The sequence below is a fragment of the Tateyamaria algicola genome, from assembly GCF_047715485.1.
Classification (GTDB): domain Bacteria; phylum Pseudomonadota; class Alphaproteobacteria; order Rhodobacterales; family Rhodobacteraceae; genus Tateyamaria.
Genome location: NZ_CP180422.1, coordinates 2,800,754 through 2,814,083, shown reverse-complemented (window position 1 = coordinate 2,814,083; position 13,330 = coordinate 2,800,754). Strand labels below are relative to the sequence as shown.

At 56.7% G+C, this 13,330-nt stretch carries 17 protein-coding genes; 3 read left to right on the top strand and 14 right to left on the bottom strand.

All coding sequences use genetic code 11. The features are described from left to right. Nucleotides 1-78: 78 nt before the first annotated feature. From ACMHLQ_RS16395 to ACMHLQ_RS16380, 4 genes are all read right to left on the bottom strand, one after another. The gene (locus ACMHLQ_RS16395; RefSeq protein WP_415401766.1) at nt 79-603 is read right to left on the bottom strand and encodes a cytochrome b; all 525 of its coding nucleotides are present in this window, start codon (nt 601-603) and stop codon (nt 79-81) included. Between the two features lie 66 nt (nt 604-669). Then, nucleotides 670-1,077 (bottom strand): hypothetical protein, encoded by a 408-nt coding sequence (locus ACMHLQ_RS16390; protein ID WP_415401765.1) that lies wholly within the window; start codon nt 1,075-1,077, stop codon nt 670-672. 51 nt (nt 1,078-1,128) lie between these two features. Continuing rightward, nucleotides 1,129-1,596 carry a YybH family protein gene (locus ACMHLQ_RS16385; protein ID WP_415401764.1) on the bottom strand — a complete coding sequence of 156 codons (468 nt, stop codon included), beginning with the start codon at nt 1,594-1,596 and terminating at the stop codon, nt 1,129-1,131. Nucleotides 1,597-1,653: 57 nt separating this feature from the next. Beyond that, complete coding sequence (locus ACMHLQ_RS16380) at nt 1,654-2,190, bottom strand: redoxin domain-containing protein (RefSeq protein WP_415401763.1); 537 nt, start codon at nt 2,188-2,190, stop codon at nt 1,654-1,656. A gap of 22 nt (nt 2,191-2,212) precedes the next feature. On the opposite strand from ACMHLQ_RS16380, the gene ACMHLQ_RS16375 reads away from it, so the two are divergent. Then, a complete protein-coding gene (locus ACMHLQ_RS16375; protein WP_415401762.1) occupies nt 2,213-2,875 on the top strand; it encodes a TetR/AcrR family transcriptional regulator in 663 nt (220 codons plus the stop codon). A 284-nt stretch (nt 2,876-3,159) separates the two neighbouring features. Here the strand turns inward: ACMHLQ_RS16375 and ACMHLQ_RS16370 are convergent, their stop codons facing one another. Further along, nucleotides 3,160-4,197: a sterol desaturase family protein gene (locus ACMHLQ_RS16370; protein ID WP_415401761.1), complete on the bottom strand. Its 1,038-nt coding sequence runs from the start codon at nt 4,195-4,197 to the stop codon at nt 3,160-3,162. Nucleotides 4,198-4,331: 134 nt separating this feature from the next. Continuing rightward, nucleotides 4,332-5,327 (bottom strand): ABC transporter substrate-binding protein, encoded by a 996-nt coding sequence (locus ACMHLQ_RS16365; RefSeq protein WP_415401760.1) that lies wholly within the window; start codon nt 5,325-5,327, stop codon nt 4,332-4,334. Between the two features lie 284 nt (nt 5,328-5,611). Here ACMHLQ_RS16365 and ACMHLQ_RS16360 point away from each other — a divergent pair, with 284 nt between their 5' ends. Then, nucleotides 5,612-6,829, top strand: a complete 1,218-nt coding sequence (locus ACMHLQ_RS16360) for an NAD(P)/FAD-dependent oxidoreductase (protein ID WP_415401759.1) — start codon at nt 5,612-5,614, stop codon at nt 6,827-6,829. A gap of 21 nt (nt 6,830-6,850) precedes the next feature. Next, a complete protein-coding gene (locus ACMHLQ_RS16355; protein ID WP_415401758.1) occupies nt 6,851-7,201 on the top strand; it encodes a cupin domain-containing protein in 351 nt (116 codons plus the stop codon). Here the strand turns inward: ACMHLQ_RS16355 and ACMHLQ_RS16350 are convergent. The 8 genes from ACMHLQ_RS16350 to ACMHLQ_RS16315 form a co-directional block, all read right to left on the bottom strand. Continuing rightward, nucleotides 7,198-7,923, bottom strand: coding sequence for an IclR family transcriptional regulator (locus tag ACMHLQ_RS16350; protein WP_415401757.1), 726 nt, complete (start codon nt 7,921-7,923; stop codon nt 7,198-7,200). The genes ACMHLQ_RS16355 and ACMHLQ_RS16350 overlap by 4 nt on opposite strands. 350 nt (nt 7,924-8,273) lie before the next feature. Next, nucleotides 8,274-8,897, bottom strand: a complete 624-nt coding sequence (locus tag ACMHLQ_RS16345; protein WP_415401756.1) for a glutathione S-transferase family protein — start codon at nt 8,895-8,897, stop codon at nt 8,274-8,276. Nucleotides 8,898-8,906: 9 nt separating this feature from the next. Further along, nucleotides 8,907-9,797 (bottom strand): NmrA family NAD(P)-binding protein, encoded by an 891-nt coding sequence (locus ACMHLQ_RS16340; protein ID WP_415401755.1) that lies wholly within the window; start codon nt 9,795-9,797, stop codon nt 8,907-8,909. Beyond that, a complete protein-coding gene (locus ACMHLQ_RS16335; protein WP_415401754.1) occupies nt 9,794-10,744 on the bottom strand; it encodes a pyridoxamine 5'-phosphate oxidase family protein in 951 nt (316 codons plus the stop codon). Before ACMHLQ_RS16335 ends, ACMHLQ_RS16340 begins: the two co-directional genes overlap by 4 nt. 17 nt (nt 10,745-10,761) lie before the next feature. Beyond that, nucleotides 10,762-11,148 carry a YybH family protein gene (locus tag ACMHLQ_RS16330; RefSeq protein ID WP_415401753.1) on the bottom strand — a complete coding sequence of 129 codons (387 nt, stop codon included), beginning with the start codon at nt 11,146-11,148 and terminating at the stop codon, nt 10,762-10,764. Between the two features lie 36 nt (nt 11,149-11,184). Beyond that, complete coding sequence (locus tag ACMHLQ_RS16325) at nt 11,185-11,619, bottom strand: hypothetical protein (protein WP_415401752.1); 435 nt, start codon at nt 11,617-11,619, stop codon at nt 11,185-11,187. 63 nt (nt 11,620-11,682) lie between these two features. Next, nucleotides 11,683-12,069: a YybH family protein gene (locus tag ACMHLQ_RS16320; RefSeq protein ID WP_415401751.1), complete on the bottom strand. Its 387-nt coding sequence runs from the start codon at nt 12,067-12,069 to the stop codon at nt 11,683-11,685. A 184-nt stretch (nt 12,070-12,253) separates the two neighbouring features. Beyond that, nucleotides 12,254-13,240 carry an alpha/beta fold hydrolase gene (locus tag ACMHLQ_RS16315; protein WP_415401750.1) on the bottom strand — a complete coding sequence of 329 codons (987 nt, stop codon included), beginning with the start codon at nt 13,238-13,240 and terminating at the stop codon, nt 12,254-12,256. Nucleotides 13,241-13,330 lie beyond the last annotated feature (90 nt).

Sequence of the window (13,330 nt, the reverse complement as noted above, 5' to 3'; positions counted from 1 at the left end):
TCACACATTGCGGACAAAGCGGCCATAACACAACCGAAGTTGAATGGCCGCTTCAGTTTATGAGTTTGAGTGGGACAGTTATCCCCTGATCATACGAACCAGTGTTCTGTCGCGATCAATCAGGTGGTGCTTGAGTGCCGCTGCAATGTGCATTCCAAGTGTTATCGTAACCAGATAGGCCGCGATTTTGTGGATGCTGCGTGCAGCGCCTGCGATGCTGTCCACTTTGTCAATGGCCGGTATCGTGACGAGGCCAAAGACGTCCGTAGGAAATCCGGAATAGAGCGCCATCATCAGACCGGATACCGGCATCACGGTGATCCCAGCCAGCAAAACGATATGGCTGATCTTGGAGGCAAGCTTTTGGGCTTTGGGCATGTCAGCGACTGGCTCAGCAAACCCTTGGAAAACACGATACCCGCCGCGCCAAAGGGCGAGAGCCAGGACGATGACACCGATGGCTTTGTGCGTTCCGATCAGCGACAATTTCTGCGGAAGCTCCACGCTACCGTACGCGAGGTAGAACCCAAAGCCCAACATGCCAAGAAACAGAAGTGCAAAGACCCAATGATTGAGGCGGGAGATAGAATTATAGGTTTTCATGATGTGTTCCTCTGAGCGTTGCAGGTGCCGCAATGCGATGTCGTGCGTCGCATTGCAGCGATGCATTTACGCGTCTGTCGCGTCGTTCCGCGTCATGATGATCTCGCGCGTGATCTGCCAGCGGCCATCCTCAAGAACGAAGTCGATGCTGAGTGAGATGAGCTGATAGCGCCCGGTCGCGTCGTTCTTGCGGCTGACAACGATGTGCCCATGCGTGTCATCGGCCTCGATCAGATGGTATTGCACCCAAGGGTTGTCATCTTTCAGCGCGCCCATGTTGTGTTTGATGAACTCCATGAACCCGGGTTTGTCGTTGCGCATCAACGTGCCATCGTTCAGCAGAAGATAAGTCTGCATGTTCCGGTGATAGAGGTTGTCCAGCACATCGAAGGAATGCCCTGAGACGCCATGGATCAGCCCGTCCAGTGTCTCTTTGACGGCGGTTGCGTTCGCGTGATTTTCGGTCATAGCCATTGAAATTGTCCTTTTGAGATTGGGTATTTTCGGGAGGTTTTGAGCCGAGGATCATTCAGTCGCGTAGTTACTGAACATATCCAGCACGATCTGCCATTCATGGTCTTCGCTCTCACGCTCGAGGACGTAGACATATGATCCTTCAAGCTGGAAGCCCTGGCTTTCGACGGAGGCGCGGGTCACGCCTTTCATGACCGCCTGCGTGCCATCATCAGAGATGAACAGATCTTCAATCGTGTGGGACAGCTCACCTTTGTTTTCGCTCATGAATGTGATGGTCTGACGCGGAACACCGTCACGGCCTTGTGCCGGTCGGGTCGCCGGCGCGATCCAGAAGGCATCTTCGTCGTAGAGCGCAATGAGCCCGGCCGCGTCATGGGTTGCGGCAAATTCATTGAAACGATCATTGAAGGCGATCAGGCTTTCACGGGCTTGCGATTGTGTCTGTGTTTCAGCAATGGCAGGCAGCGCCAGAGAGGCAACGAGGGCAATAGTGGAAAGGGCGGATGTCAAGCGCATGAGCTTGTCCTTTCAGTTTAGTGTATTGATTTTGGGTGGTCAGAAGAGGGGTGAGCCTTAAGCGGCGCGAGCACCCCGAATTGGATAGTTGTTCTCGGGATTGCGGATAAAGCGCAAACCACCAAGCAGGGTTTTCAGGTCTGGCCTGGCGAACGGAGCGTTGGAGATATCGGTGACTTGCACCTGCCCATCAGCATTCACGACGAAGATACCAGGTTCGGCAAAGGGTCGGTCATTTTCTTCCGCAGACCGAGGATCGGACACATAAAGCCCCATTTCATGCATTTGATCCAGGCTAAGATCATAACCCACATGGTAGCTTGGCTGCACCAGTGCGATCTGGTCGGTCGCCTTGGTTAAAGGATCGGCGGAGACCGCAACGACATCTACTCCAAGAGCACGAAACTCTGGCAGCAGGACTTCCAGCTCTTTCAAGTAGGTTGTGCACATCGGGCAATGCTTGCCGCGATAAACCACTACCATTTGCCAATCATGGCCGCCTTGCGGAGCACCGAGCGTGAGTTCTCCCCCGCCCAGTTTTGGTACTTTGATTGCTGGAAACTGTGATCCAGCAGGTGTTTTTTGTGATGACATTTTCTCATCCTTGTGTTTTGTGATGAACGTTATAAAATACGTCAAAACGAAACGTCAAGGATTTTGTAATGAACGTCACAAAAAAGTTGGGCGGCCCAAAACCTTCGATCGGGATGAAGCCCTCACCAAGGCGATCGGCGTGTTCTGGAAGCAGGGGTACGAAGGCGCATCGATGAAGCTGCTGACAGATGAGATGGGGATCAACAGCCCCAGCCTTTACGCAGAGTTTGGCGACAAGCACGGCCTCTACCTCGAAGCGATCAACAGCTACGCAACCAATGATGCCTGCACACCTTTGGTCGCACTGGAAACCGTGCCTGATATTCACCAGGCTGTTCGCGCTTTCTTTGAGGCTGTGATTGACTACTCAACGCACCATGCCAGTGGGGCAAAGGGATGCTTTCTCGTCTCTTGTGTCGCGACAAGCGCGGGGCACGTAGATGGCACCGCCGAATTGCTTCGAGATGCCATCACGTCAACCGACGAACGCATCAAAGCGCGCTTCGATCATGAAGTCATGATCGGCAAACTGCCGCAGAACTTCCCAAGCGCTGATCGTGCCAAGCTGATGTTCGACCTACGGCAAGGCATGGTTTTCCGGGCACGTGCTGGTTTCCCTGGTGACGTCCTCGCGGGCGACATAGACAAATACGTGAACTCTGTGTTGGCAAATCCCGAAAGCTGACCATGGTGCGTAGCCCACCAAACGCAGTTTCAGAACTAAAAATCCGCTACGGCCGCGGTGCCGAGGAAGAAATGCTTGAGGAACTGCACAATTACGAAACCATCACAGTGAGTGATCGTACCGCATACGTCTCAAACACCCGCTTCGTAACAAGCGAAAGAGACTGTGCAACAGCTTCATCATTTGAAAGGAGTGAAGCGCATTCGCATTTCCCGCGTACACCATATTGAAACCAGTTAGAAAACCAAAGCCAGCCATCAGATGAAGACCACAGAATGCACCGATTAGTTGCGTGGTGATTTGCGTGCAAACATAGCCTTTTTACGTGCACGAATGTGTTGTGTTGCCGCTTGGGTGCCGTCGTGGAAGCTGCCAAACCATCGGTCCAGCGGAACCTCTTCGGAACCGTAATTGCACTCAAAGTAACGGTGGTGAAGTTGGTGATGAAACGATCCCGCCTTCACTGCCTCCTTGTCCCTTACAAGAACCTTATCAAAGCCTGCATGCGAAAACACTGCCCCCAGGTTCAGGGCAAAGAGGTGAAACAGCACATGGATCGGGTGCGATGGCAGAACGAAATGGATGAGGATGCCGGAATAGTAGAGGACATGTTCAACGGGGTGCATGGCAAGACCGGACCATGGGCCGACGTTGATGTTGCGGTGATGCAGGTGGTGCACCGTCTTGAACAGCCAAGGAATGTGGATCAGCCGGTGGATCCAGTAGAAGTGAAACGACTGCCAAAAGCGGATGACAAAGAAAAACACCACGAACCAGAAAGGGGCGGACGTGATGCCGTCCAGCGTCGGCACCCAGCCTTGGGCGGCGGCGCTGAAATATAGAACCATCCATGCCGTCCAGATTGGAACACCTGATGCAAGGGTCCAGAACATGTTGTCCCAGACCTGATTGCCAAAGGTGAAGCGCTTGCTTTTCTCCATCGGGCGAACATCGAATTTCAGTCGCGCATCCTGACCGGCAAAAATATAGAGATATGCGTGCAGGCTGCCCGCCAACAAAAGAACAGCGCCGAAATTGACGGCCAGCATCTGGGCCGCTGATGCAATCGGAGCAGTTCGGACGGCCTCGAGGCTGGGCCAAAAGGTAAGATAAGCGATGATCGCAAAGATCAGGTGATTGACCGGCGGGGTCCGCTTGAGCCAAGTGCTCGCTAGCCAAGTCAAAGCCGCTTTCGGCTTGGGCGGAGTGTCAAAGACTGGAGACATTTTGATGGGCAAGTGTGGATGATAATGCCACTCGGGCGACGTTCCTGCGGGGATAGCATCAGCCGTGACCGCGTCTAGGTTCTGAGTCTTCGTCATCTTTTGCGCACCCCTTCCATTAAAAGAACCGGACCCGATCAGGGCCCGGTCAAGGCGATCAGCCACGGAAGCAGCCAATAACTCGTTTGCCTGTGCGCCCCGGCATGACCGGAGCGCACGTGTCTGAGGTCAGACTACATCTCGCTTGCCGCTTGCAGCGGGCCGGTGTTGACCGCGTTCTCATAGCTGCCAAGTGCGCTGTCGATGGAGCCTGCAGTCACGAACACATCCGCCACACCTTTCATGAAGGTCGCCGCATTGCCGCCCAGCCATGTCTCGGACAACTGATCTTCGACACTAGGGAATTTCATCGTGGCGATGGCAGCCTTGGCAGCATCCAGATCCATGCCCGCCTGTTCCGCGATCACGGCCAGGTTTTCATCGCTGGGGTCGGCGTACCATGCCTTGTTCGCATCGGCCGTCACTTTGAGGAACTTGGCCATAACGTCACCGTTTTCGGCAATAAAGCTGGCAGGCGCCGAGGTCACGTCGAACACCAGGATGCCCAGTGCCTCTTTTTCGTCACCAGTCAGCAGAACGTTGCCGTGCTCTTTCATCCGGCTCAACCCGCCGCCGTAGCCACAGGCAAAATCAACAGCACCCTGGCTGAGGGCAGCCGCCCCTTGGTCGGGGGCCATGTCGAGCACCTGAAGACTGTCGAGCGGGATGCCGAAGTGATCCATCTGGCGCAGGAAGCCATAATGCGCCGCTGTGCCCAGTGGCACAGCCACTTTCTTGCCTGCCAGCTCGCCGGCGTTGTCCTTGTCGATCTCAAGCCCGGTGCTGACCACGCAGTTGTCATTGTCGGAATAGCTGACAGCCACGTCCACAACCTGCAGGTCCTGACCTCCGGATGTTGCGACAACGAAGGGTGGCACCCCTTGGCTTACCGCGATCTGTACGTCGCCCGATGCCATTGCCGCGCTCATCGCGGTGCCGGTGTCGAAGGAGACCCAGTTCACCTTCATTCCCAAAGCCTCATCATATGCGCCGGACGCCTTGGCCGACATCATCGGCATGGGCCATTCAAGGAAATAGGCCACTGTCAGTTCCTCGTGCCCATCTGCCAGTGCAGCCTGGGCGGCCATGGCCATGGCCACAGCGGCCAGAATGCTGGTTGTATTTTTCATATGCTTACTCCCGTTGGCGTGTCGCTTTGCGCGGTCACTGTTTTGCATTACAAAACTTTTATTTTGCATATTGAGAATAAAAAGCTTGCACCCAATCCGTCAAACCTTTTCTTTGAAGGCCGACTGCAACGGCACATTGTGTTGGGGCGCAGTGCGGACCTTTTCCTCGATTGGAGCGTGGCGCAGCAATGGCATCAGGGCAAAACTCGAACCACAAAGGCGATCAGATTCATTGGTGTCGCACGGCTGGTCCCGCGCCGGTCTGCGAAACGCTGACGGCGCACGTGACGGCGGATGTTGTGGTGGTTGGAGGCGGTCTGACCGGAACACGCACCGCACTTGGACTTGCCGAAAACGGCGCGCGAGTGGTTTTGCTGGAAGGTAAGCAGATCGGCTTTGGCGCATCCGGGCGCAGCGGCGGGCAGTGCAATCCCATCTGGCGTGCGACCCCCGACGACCTCGCTGGCCGATTGGGCGAGGCACTGGCTGGCCGTTTGGTCGAAACGACCCTCGGGTCCGCGGACGCGCTGTTTGCAGATATCGACCACTACGGTGTCGCTTGCGACCCGGCACAAAACGGCTGGGTGCAGGCCGCACATTGCCGCAGCGCTCAACGCAGCCTTGAACGGTTGGGCACCGCATGGTCCGATGCAGGTGCCGACATCCGCTTTCAGGACAAGGCACAAACGGCCCGCAGCAGCGGCTCGACGGCGTATAATTTCTCGTTGTTCCACGCCAAAGGCGGGCACGTGCACCCGCTGTCCCTAACGCGCGGCTTTGCCCATGCAGCGATGGCACGTGGCGCAACCCTTTATGAAAACAGCCCCGTTCTGGGGATGACCCACACGGACGGTGTGTGGTCCGTGACAACGGCGAGCGGAACTGCCACCGCACCGCAAGTCATCCTGACCACCAACGCCTATTCCGACGATCTGTGGCCGAAACTACGCCAGACATTTTTTCCACTTGTCAGCGTATCGCTTGCAACTGCGCCGTTGTCGCCTGCACAACAGGCCAGTGTTTTGCCGGGCGGCGTGACCATTGCCGACACGCGCCGTGCCATCTACTATTCCCGTTATGACCGTGATCATCGCCTGATCTTTGGATGTGTGGGCAGCACGGACAATTCAGCAGACTTCGGCGGAATCGCCCGGTTGCGGGAGGGGTTGGGCATCGTCTTTCCCCAACTCCGCGACGTCGAAATCGAGGCAACGTGGGCCGGGCGCATCGCCGTAACGCCAGAGATGATGCCACACCTGCACGAACCCGCACCCGGTGTGCTTGCCGGGCTGGGGTTCAGCGGGCGCGGCATTGCCATGACATCCGTGATGGCGCGCACATTGGTCAAGAAGGCGTCAGGCGCTGGCGATGACACGTTGCCCTTTGCCGTCAGCCCGGTGCAATCCCTGCCGATGCACTGGGCCTCGCGCAGGCTGATCCCGCTGGCCGCCCCCGCCATGACCCTGCGGGACAAGATCGACACTATCTTCAACCGCGGCTGACGGCAGCAAAGGACCACGCCCATGTCATTCACGCTCTTTCGCGACACCCCTGTTCCGCGCGTCAAAAAAGACACCGGCAATGCCGTGGTGTCCGGTGATCCCGTTCAACACTCCGAGCTGAAGTATGCAGGCCACGGCGACACGATCAAATCGGGAATATGGGATTGCACCGCAGGTGCGTTCACCGCGGATTACGACGGCATCACCGAATTCTGCCATGTGCTGGAGGGCGGTGCGACGATCACCACTGGCGCCGGCGAGACCCATAAGGTTGCGGCGGGCGACGCCTTTGTGATGGAGGCAGGGCTGCGCACTACTTGGACAGTCGAGCGCTATATAAAGAAGCACTTCGTGATCTGTGCCGTCTGCTAGTCGGGGGGCTTTCCGCCGATCATCTTGGTGACGTTCCGGGCCGATGCGACCAGTTCGCCGGACCACTGCACGATGTCATCAATGCTGTGACGGGTGTGTACCGTCCAGATGTTCAACACCGCAATTGGGTCGCCTACATAGTTGAAAATTGGCGCCGAAATACCGAGGAAGTGATCGTATTCTTCCCGGTCGTTCGTCGCAAACCCCTGCGCACGCACGCCGTCCAGAACCGCGCAAAAGGTGTCGGCATCGGTGATGGTCCGCTCGGTAAACCGCTCAAAAACATGATCGCTCAGCATCGCGTCACGCACGGCGGGCGGCAGGTACGCCATCAGCGCTTTACCGGAAGCGGAGCAGTGCACCGGTTCACGCATGCCCGGGCGCTGTATCCCGCCCAGTGAGCCCTTGGCCTCGATCAGGCGCAGGTACACGACGTCGGTTCCATTGGGCACCCCAAGGGTCACATTGCCCTCAAACAGACCATGCAGACGCATCATCTCATCCAGTGCAACCGCCTGAATGTCGTATCCCGCATAGGCATTGCGCACGAGGTCGAACACCTTGGGGCCGAGCAGATAGACCTTGGACCCTTTGACATGTTGCACCAGTTGTTCATCAGCCGCGATGCTGAGCAGACGGTGCAAGGTGCTCTTGTTCAGCCCCGTTTGCGCGACCAGTTCGGAAAACGTCAACGGCGTGCGCGCTTCGCTGATCACGGTCACGAGAGACAAGAGTTTCTGGACAATAGAGCTTTTCATATCAAGCGGAGTACCCCGTTTGAAATTCATCGACAACCGCCCCAAGGCAACGTCATACTTAGCAAACACGACTATATCGAGCATCGATCGACGGCGTATTCATCGAACGAAAGCAATGGTTGGTCGTCCAGAGATTGCTCTGGTGATTTGCGGCCCATAAGAGACATTCGGGGTGCTGTTTCAATGCTGCGATTACAGCCCACATTGCCGGCATTCGCTGTGCTCGCAAGTCTTTGAATTCGCTGAATTTACCAAACGCGAGCGAAGCAGATACTCACATCGGCCTGTGACTTTCTGCTCGTCCTGTCTGTGTCCTAATTTCCGCCACTCATCACCTCTGCAACAGTTGGTATCCTTGGGAAGCGTTCCAAGGCCTCAATCCGCGTCAACCACGCCCGGACACTCGGGTAGTCATCAAGCGGAATGCCTGTTTCTCCAGTCGCCGAGATGTATCCGTAGTTGGCGACATCAGCGATGGTTGGGCCGGTGCCTACAAGCCAGTCTTGAGTGGCAAGGTGCGGCTCGAAGAGAGACCTCAGGACATCATGGGTTTTGTCGACCGCCTGATCGAAGTCGGTTGGAGCGCCAAAGAACTTCGAGATCCGCGCGCCACATGGGCCTTCGAACACCTCCTTCACACTGGTTGCCAGCCATTCCTGGACTTTGGCAGTCAAGGCCGGGTCGGCCGGCAACCATGTTCGTTCCGGATCATGCTTCATGGCCAAGTAGGTCAGGATGCCCGTGGATTCCCGCAAAACGACGTCACCATCGACAAGTGTCGGTACCTGGCCCATCGGGTTGAGTTTCAGATAGTCCGGATGTTTCTGTGCACCATTTTGAAGATCGACCACGATGGCTTCGTGATCGATGTCGAGGAGTGCCGCCATGGCTGTCACGCGGTGCGCATGACCCGAGACAGGGTGGATGTACAGTTTCATCTGGGAACCTCAGTTTGAGAAGAAGGCGCGGTGTTGGGAGACCCAGTCCGCAAGGGATGTCAGCTCAAGACCAAAACGTTTTTCGATGGCACCAGCATCGGTCAGGAAACCCGGCTGGAACTGATCGGGATTGGCCTGAATGCCGCCATAGAGCCCGCCAATCATGCCAGCGACCTCCGGGCCAGCGAGTGCGCCAAGCTGCGCCTCGAAATTTGAGGCCGGCATGGTGTCGAAGGTCAGGTCGAGCCCAAGCGTTTCCCCCATAATCCGCGCAAGGTCTGTGCCATCAAGGGCTGCTGGGCCGCCAAGTGCGATGACCTCATTCGGCAGTTGTCCTTGCAAAGCTTTGTCGGCCACGCGCCCGAAATCAGCAGCGGCCACCCAACTCATCTTGAAGGATTCAGGTGTGGGGTAAGACAAGCGCCCTTCCGCAAGCCCCGATACGGTCCAGGGACCAGCCAGGTTTTCCATATAGGTGACTGGTGTCAGGCCAAGAAAGCTGAAGCCGTCCTCTTGAAGCGCCCGCAACAAGATGGCAGCGGGATCGGTTGTGGATGCAGGATCCATGATAGGCCCGCCGGTGTTCCAGACAACGCGCGTCACGCCTGCTGCTTTGGCGGCCTGTAGGGCATTAAGGCCAAAGGCAGCGCGATCCGCATTCGGGTCCGTGATCAGCGGGACATGCAGGAAGATCGCGTCCTGCCTTTCGCTTGCGGAACGCAGGGCCGCTTCGTCGTTCATGTCTCCGGTAAGTGTTTTTACCCCTGCCGCTTTCCATCGCGCGGCCCCTTGTTCGGATCGGGTAAAGGCCGTGACGTCGTGGCCCGCTTCGGCCAAGGCTTGTGTTCCGCCAGCCATCTGAGCGCCATTTGAGCCATATGCGAGTATCTTGAGGGTCATTGGGTCTTTCCTTTCCGGGTCACGTTGGGGCTGAAGGGGGATGTTTCGACAAAGCGCCAGCGTAAGGGCGTCGCGCCAAGTTCGCGGCTGACATGGTTTACTTGAACTCTGAGCAGGCGTTGTGCGCCGGGGAATTGCGCTACGCTCTGGACATCATCGATGATCGATGCTGTGCCTTGGATGTGCAGTTGCGCACCCGTTTCGAAGTCCAGAAACAACAACCCGGCACTGGGGTTAAGAAGCAGGTTGCCGAACGTGTTGAACAGGTAGTTTCCTTTGTAGTCGGGGATCGTGATCTGCGTCGGGCTGTCCACAGTCACAAAGCCCGGCTGACCCCCACGGTGGCTGATATCAACGCCTTCATAGGGCGCGGCTGACCCATCCTTGACGTAAGACGCGATAAAGAAGGTATCGGCGGATTGAACGAGGTCCTTTGCAGCATCATCCAACGCTGTGTTTGTGACCACGTCGCCCGACTCGGCGGGCGCGCCCCTCGCAGCGACGTCGCGCAGACTGATGTATTTTGGACAGTTACCGTAGCTTTGGACAACCCTGATCGTCAGTGAGGTCTCATCCATCGCTGCAACCCGACCGTGCATCCGGTTCCGGCGCCGGTTGGACAAATCGAGCCCTAGAACGCCAACCGGTGCATCCAACCTCAGCGCACCCAAGGCAGCCTTGCCGCGCCTGTCGCCTGTTTGGATGGTCAAGGTCTGCGGATCGGGAGAGTCTATAAACCCGGCAGATCCGGTCAGGATGGTTGCGTGCGGCAGTCCCGCCCCTTCGACAGTGCCGAGAAAGATGTATTCGAGGTCCTTGAAGAACGTCCGATGCTCGTCCGGCATGAAATCTCGCATCATGTGCCGGGACATGACGTCGATCCTTTCGCGCATCCCGGTTTTGTCCTGCAGACGCAGTTCGCCATTATGGAAGTTTTGCTGTGTCATGGGGGTGCTCCCTCGTTCTAAACCAGAGACGGAGGGCCATTGGGGCAATCAATCAGATACCCCCAGCCGCCGTTCTCGAGCCGCTTGGCAACTTCGGTGGACTGACCTTCGGCCATGACGCTTCCATCGGGGGCTACCACGCGCCAGTTTGCGCGTAGCAGTGCCGTGTCGCCGATAACGACCTCAGAAAAGACGGCGCTTTCGACCTTTGGCCGGAGGGTGATGAAATCGGCAAAAGCCCGCGCTACGCCTTCGAGGCCAACCTCGGGCGGTTGGTCTGGCGCGAAGAAGATCTGGCAATCCGGATGGAACATGGCGACAACGCCATCCATGTCTCCTGCTTGCAGAGCGGCGCTAACGTAGTCCGCGATTTCGCGAGGTTGGTGTGCAATCCGTTGGGTCATGATGAACTCCTGATCATTGTGTGAAAGTTGAAAGGTTCAGAAGTCGAATGACCCTGCATTCTGTTCACTCTCGGGCAGCCAGGTCTCTTGAATATGCAGCCAGGTCACCGGGTCCGTCATTTCGACCAGAACCGAGGTGCGACGTGCGTTGTTGGCGTCGGCTGACATTGCCGCACCGGTCTGCCATTCCGTGTATGTTGCGAGAACAAGGTCTCCACGGAAGTAGCGGATATCGACGTCGCGGATATGACTACGGAAGTTGGGGTTTGTGCCATATCCGCGGGCAAACCCTTCGCGGATAATGTCTGCTGACATCACCAACCCTTCCGGCGGAATGAACTGGATGTCTTTGTGCAGCCGCGACAAGAAACGCAGTTCAAGTTGGTCGCGTTCAACGGTGCCGTTGAACCATTCGGTGAAGAAATCGTGCAGGTCGACGATCTCTTTATTGACGATTTCCAAGGGTGTCATATCCGAGCTCCGGGTTGAGGTGGGAACAAGGCCGCGCCGCGTATGGCACGACCCGCAATACGGCTAGGCCGGGCCGTTGTTGTCCATGTCGAGGAACATCTTCCAAGCGCCTGTCTCGTCGCGCTTGTAGCCAAGGACCAGGCGGCCTTCTGGGCTTCTGATATCGCCTGTCTCGCGCATTTTCATGGTGCCGTAGAAGCGTCCAGACACGATGACCGTGTCACCATAGAATTGCAGGTCTTCGATGTCGTAGCCGGAGGTGATTTCCGCAGCGGCGATCCGGGGATTATATTTGTCGCGGATCGCTTGCGTGCCAATGGTCACTGGCTGGCCTTCGTTGATCGTCATGACGTCCGGGTGGCACGAGGCGACCATGCGCTCGATATCGCCTTCGTCGAGGCCGTTATTCCATTCGTCGATTGCGGCTTGGATCTCTTCACGTTCGGTCATTTTCTCGTCTCCTGTGATCGTATGTGATGATGTTTGGTGTGTTCGTTTTCGGGTTTCTGATGCGTATGAAGCGAACGTAGTGGGCTGAGAGCGTACGGATAAGACGGATCATTCTACACATGCTGATCGGATTACCGAACAATCTGTACGGGCGTAGAACTACCCGACCCGCCCAGTCAAAGCTCTATTCAATGCCGCGTTCGCCCAGGAAATCGATGATCTCGGCGGCAATGAACGCGCCATCTTCCTCCAACGGAAAGTGGCCCGTATTCAAAAGGTGAAGCTCGATATCCGTGACGTCTCGCGCATAGGCCTCCGCCCCGGCGGGCAAGAAGAATGCATCGTTCTGACCCCATGTCACAAGAACGGGGGGCTGATGCTCGCGCATATACGCCTGCCAGACGGGATACTGGGCAACGTTGCTTGGGTAGTCCGCCAACAGATCCAGCTGAATCGTCGCCATACCGTCCCGGTCGACGCGTTCGAAATCCATCAGCCAGTTGTCCGGCAAGATGCCTTCGGGGTTGCGGGTGCCATGCGTATACTGCCATTGCAGCGCACCGAGGGTGAAGAGGCTTGCGACTGTCTGGGCTTCAACCTCTGGCGAGCGGTCCAGCCCGAGCGTTTGAAGCGACTCCGACACAATCGGGCTCAGGCCCTCGGTGTAGGCATTTCCGTTCTGCACAAGAAGCGCACTGACCCGCTCTGGATGATCAACCGCAATCCGGAAACCGACAGGCGCACCGTAGTCATGCATAACCAATGAGTATTCCGTGAGGCCGCGTTGCTCGATGAACGTATCGATATGATTGGCAAGCGCGTCGAAGGTATAGCTGAAGCTGTCAGGCGAGGGCACATCGCTTGATCCGAAACCGGGATAGTCCGGAGCAATGACATAGTACGTGTCGCTCAGATCACGGATCAGATTGCGGTACTGGTGGGATGAACTTGGAAAGCCGTGCAGCATCACAATGGCAGGGTTCGCTGGATCACCGGCCTCGCGATAGAAAGTGCTGATCCCATTCACTGCTTCATAGCCATAGCGGGTTTGGGAGGTGTCGGCCGAAGCGACTGCAGCTGTAAGTACAAGGGCAATTGCGACAGCGCTGACACCCGCGCCAATCCGCGCACGGACTGTAGTCGATGTCTTGGTGAATGATGTGGTTGTCATGATCTCTCTCCGGTTCAGCGTTTGTGTTGAAAAGAGACTTACGAAAGACTATTGATGGCCTAAATAGAACACTTCGAAACACAATGATCG

Coding starts and splice junctions, on each gene's coding strand:
- ACMHLQ_RS16355 (WP_415401758.1), top strand. CDS start 6,851: ATGTCATTCACGCTCTTTCGCGACACCCCTGTTCCGCGCGTCAAAAAA.
- ACMHLQ_RS16385 (WP_415401764.1), bottom strand. CDS start 1,596: ATGCGCTTGACATCCGCCCTTTCCACTATTGCCCTCGTTGCCTCTCTG.
- ACMHLQ_RS16330 (WP_415401753.1), bottom strand. CDS start 11,148: ATGACCCAACGGATTGCACACCAACCTCGCGAAATCGCGGACTACGTT.
- ACMHLQ_RS16320 (WP_415401751.1), bottom strand. CDS start 12,069: ATGACCGAACGTGAAGAGATCCAAGCCGCAATCGACGAATGGAATAAC.
- ACMHLQ_RS16395 (WP_415401766.1), bottom strand. CDS start 603: ATGAAAACCTATAATTCTATCTCCCGCCTCAATCATTGGGTCTTTGCA.
- ACMHLQ_RS16375 (WP_415401762.1), top strand. CDS start 2,213: ATGAACGTTATAAAATACGTCAAAACGAAACGTCAAGGATTTTGTAAT.
- ACMHLQ_RS16365 (WP_415401760.1), bottom strand. CDS start 5,327: ATGAAAAATACAACCAGCATTCTGGCCGCTGTGGCCATGGCCATGGCC.
- ACMHLQ_RS16315 (WP_415401750.1), bottom strand. CDS start 13,240: ATGACAACCACATCATTCACCAAGACATCGACTACAGTCCGTGCGCGG.
- ACMHLQ_RS16380 (WP_415401763.1), bottom strand. CDS start 2,190: ATGTCATCACAAAAAACACCTGCTGGATCACAGTTTCCAGCAATCAAA.
- ACMHLQ_RS16390 (WP_415401765.1), bottom strand. CDS start 1,077: ATGGCTATGACCGAAAATCACGCGAACGCAACCGCCGTCAAAGAGACA.
- ACMHLQ_RS16340 (WP_415401755.1), bottom strand. CDS start 9,797: ATGACCCTCAAGATACTCGCATATGGCTCAAATGGCGCTCAGATGGCT.
- ACMHLQ_RS16335 (WP_415401754.1), bottom strand. CDS start 10,744: ATGACACAGCAAAACTTCCATAATGGCGAACTGCGTCTGCAGGACAAA.
- ACMHLQ_RS16345 (WP_415401756.1), bottom strand. CDS start 8,897: ATGAAACTGTACATCCACCCTGTCTCGGGTCATGCGCACCGCGTGACA.
- ACMHLQ_RS16370 (WP_415401761.1), bottom strand. CDS start 4,197: ATGACGAAGACTCAGAACCTAGACGCGGTCACGGCTGATGCTATCCCC.
- ACMHLQ_RS16325 (WP_415401752.1), bottom strand. CDS start 11,619: ATGACACCCTTGGAAATCGTCAATAAAGAGATCGTCGACCTGCACGAT.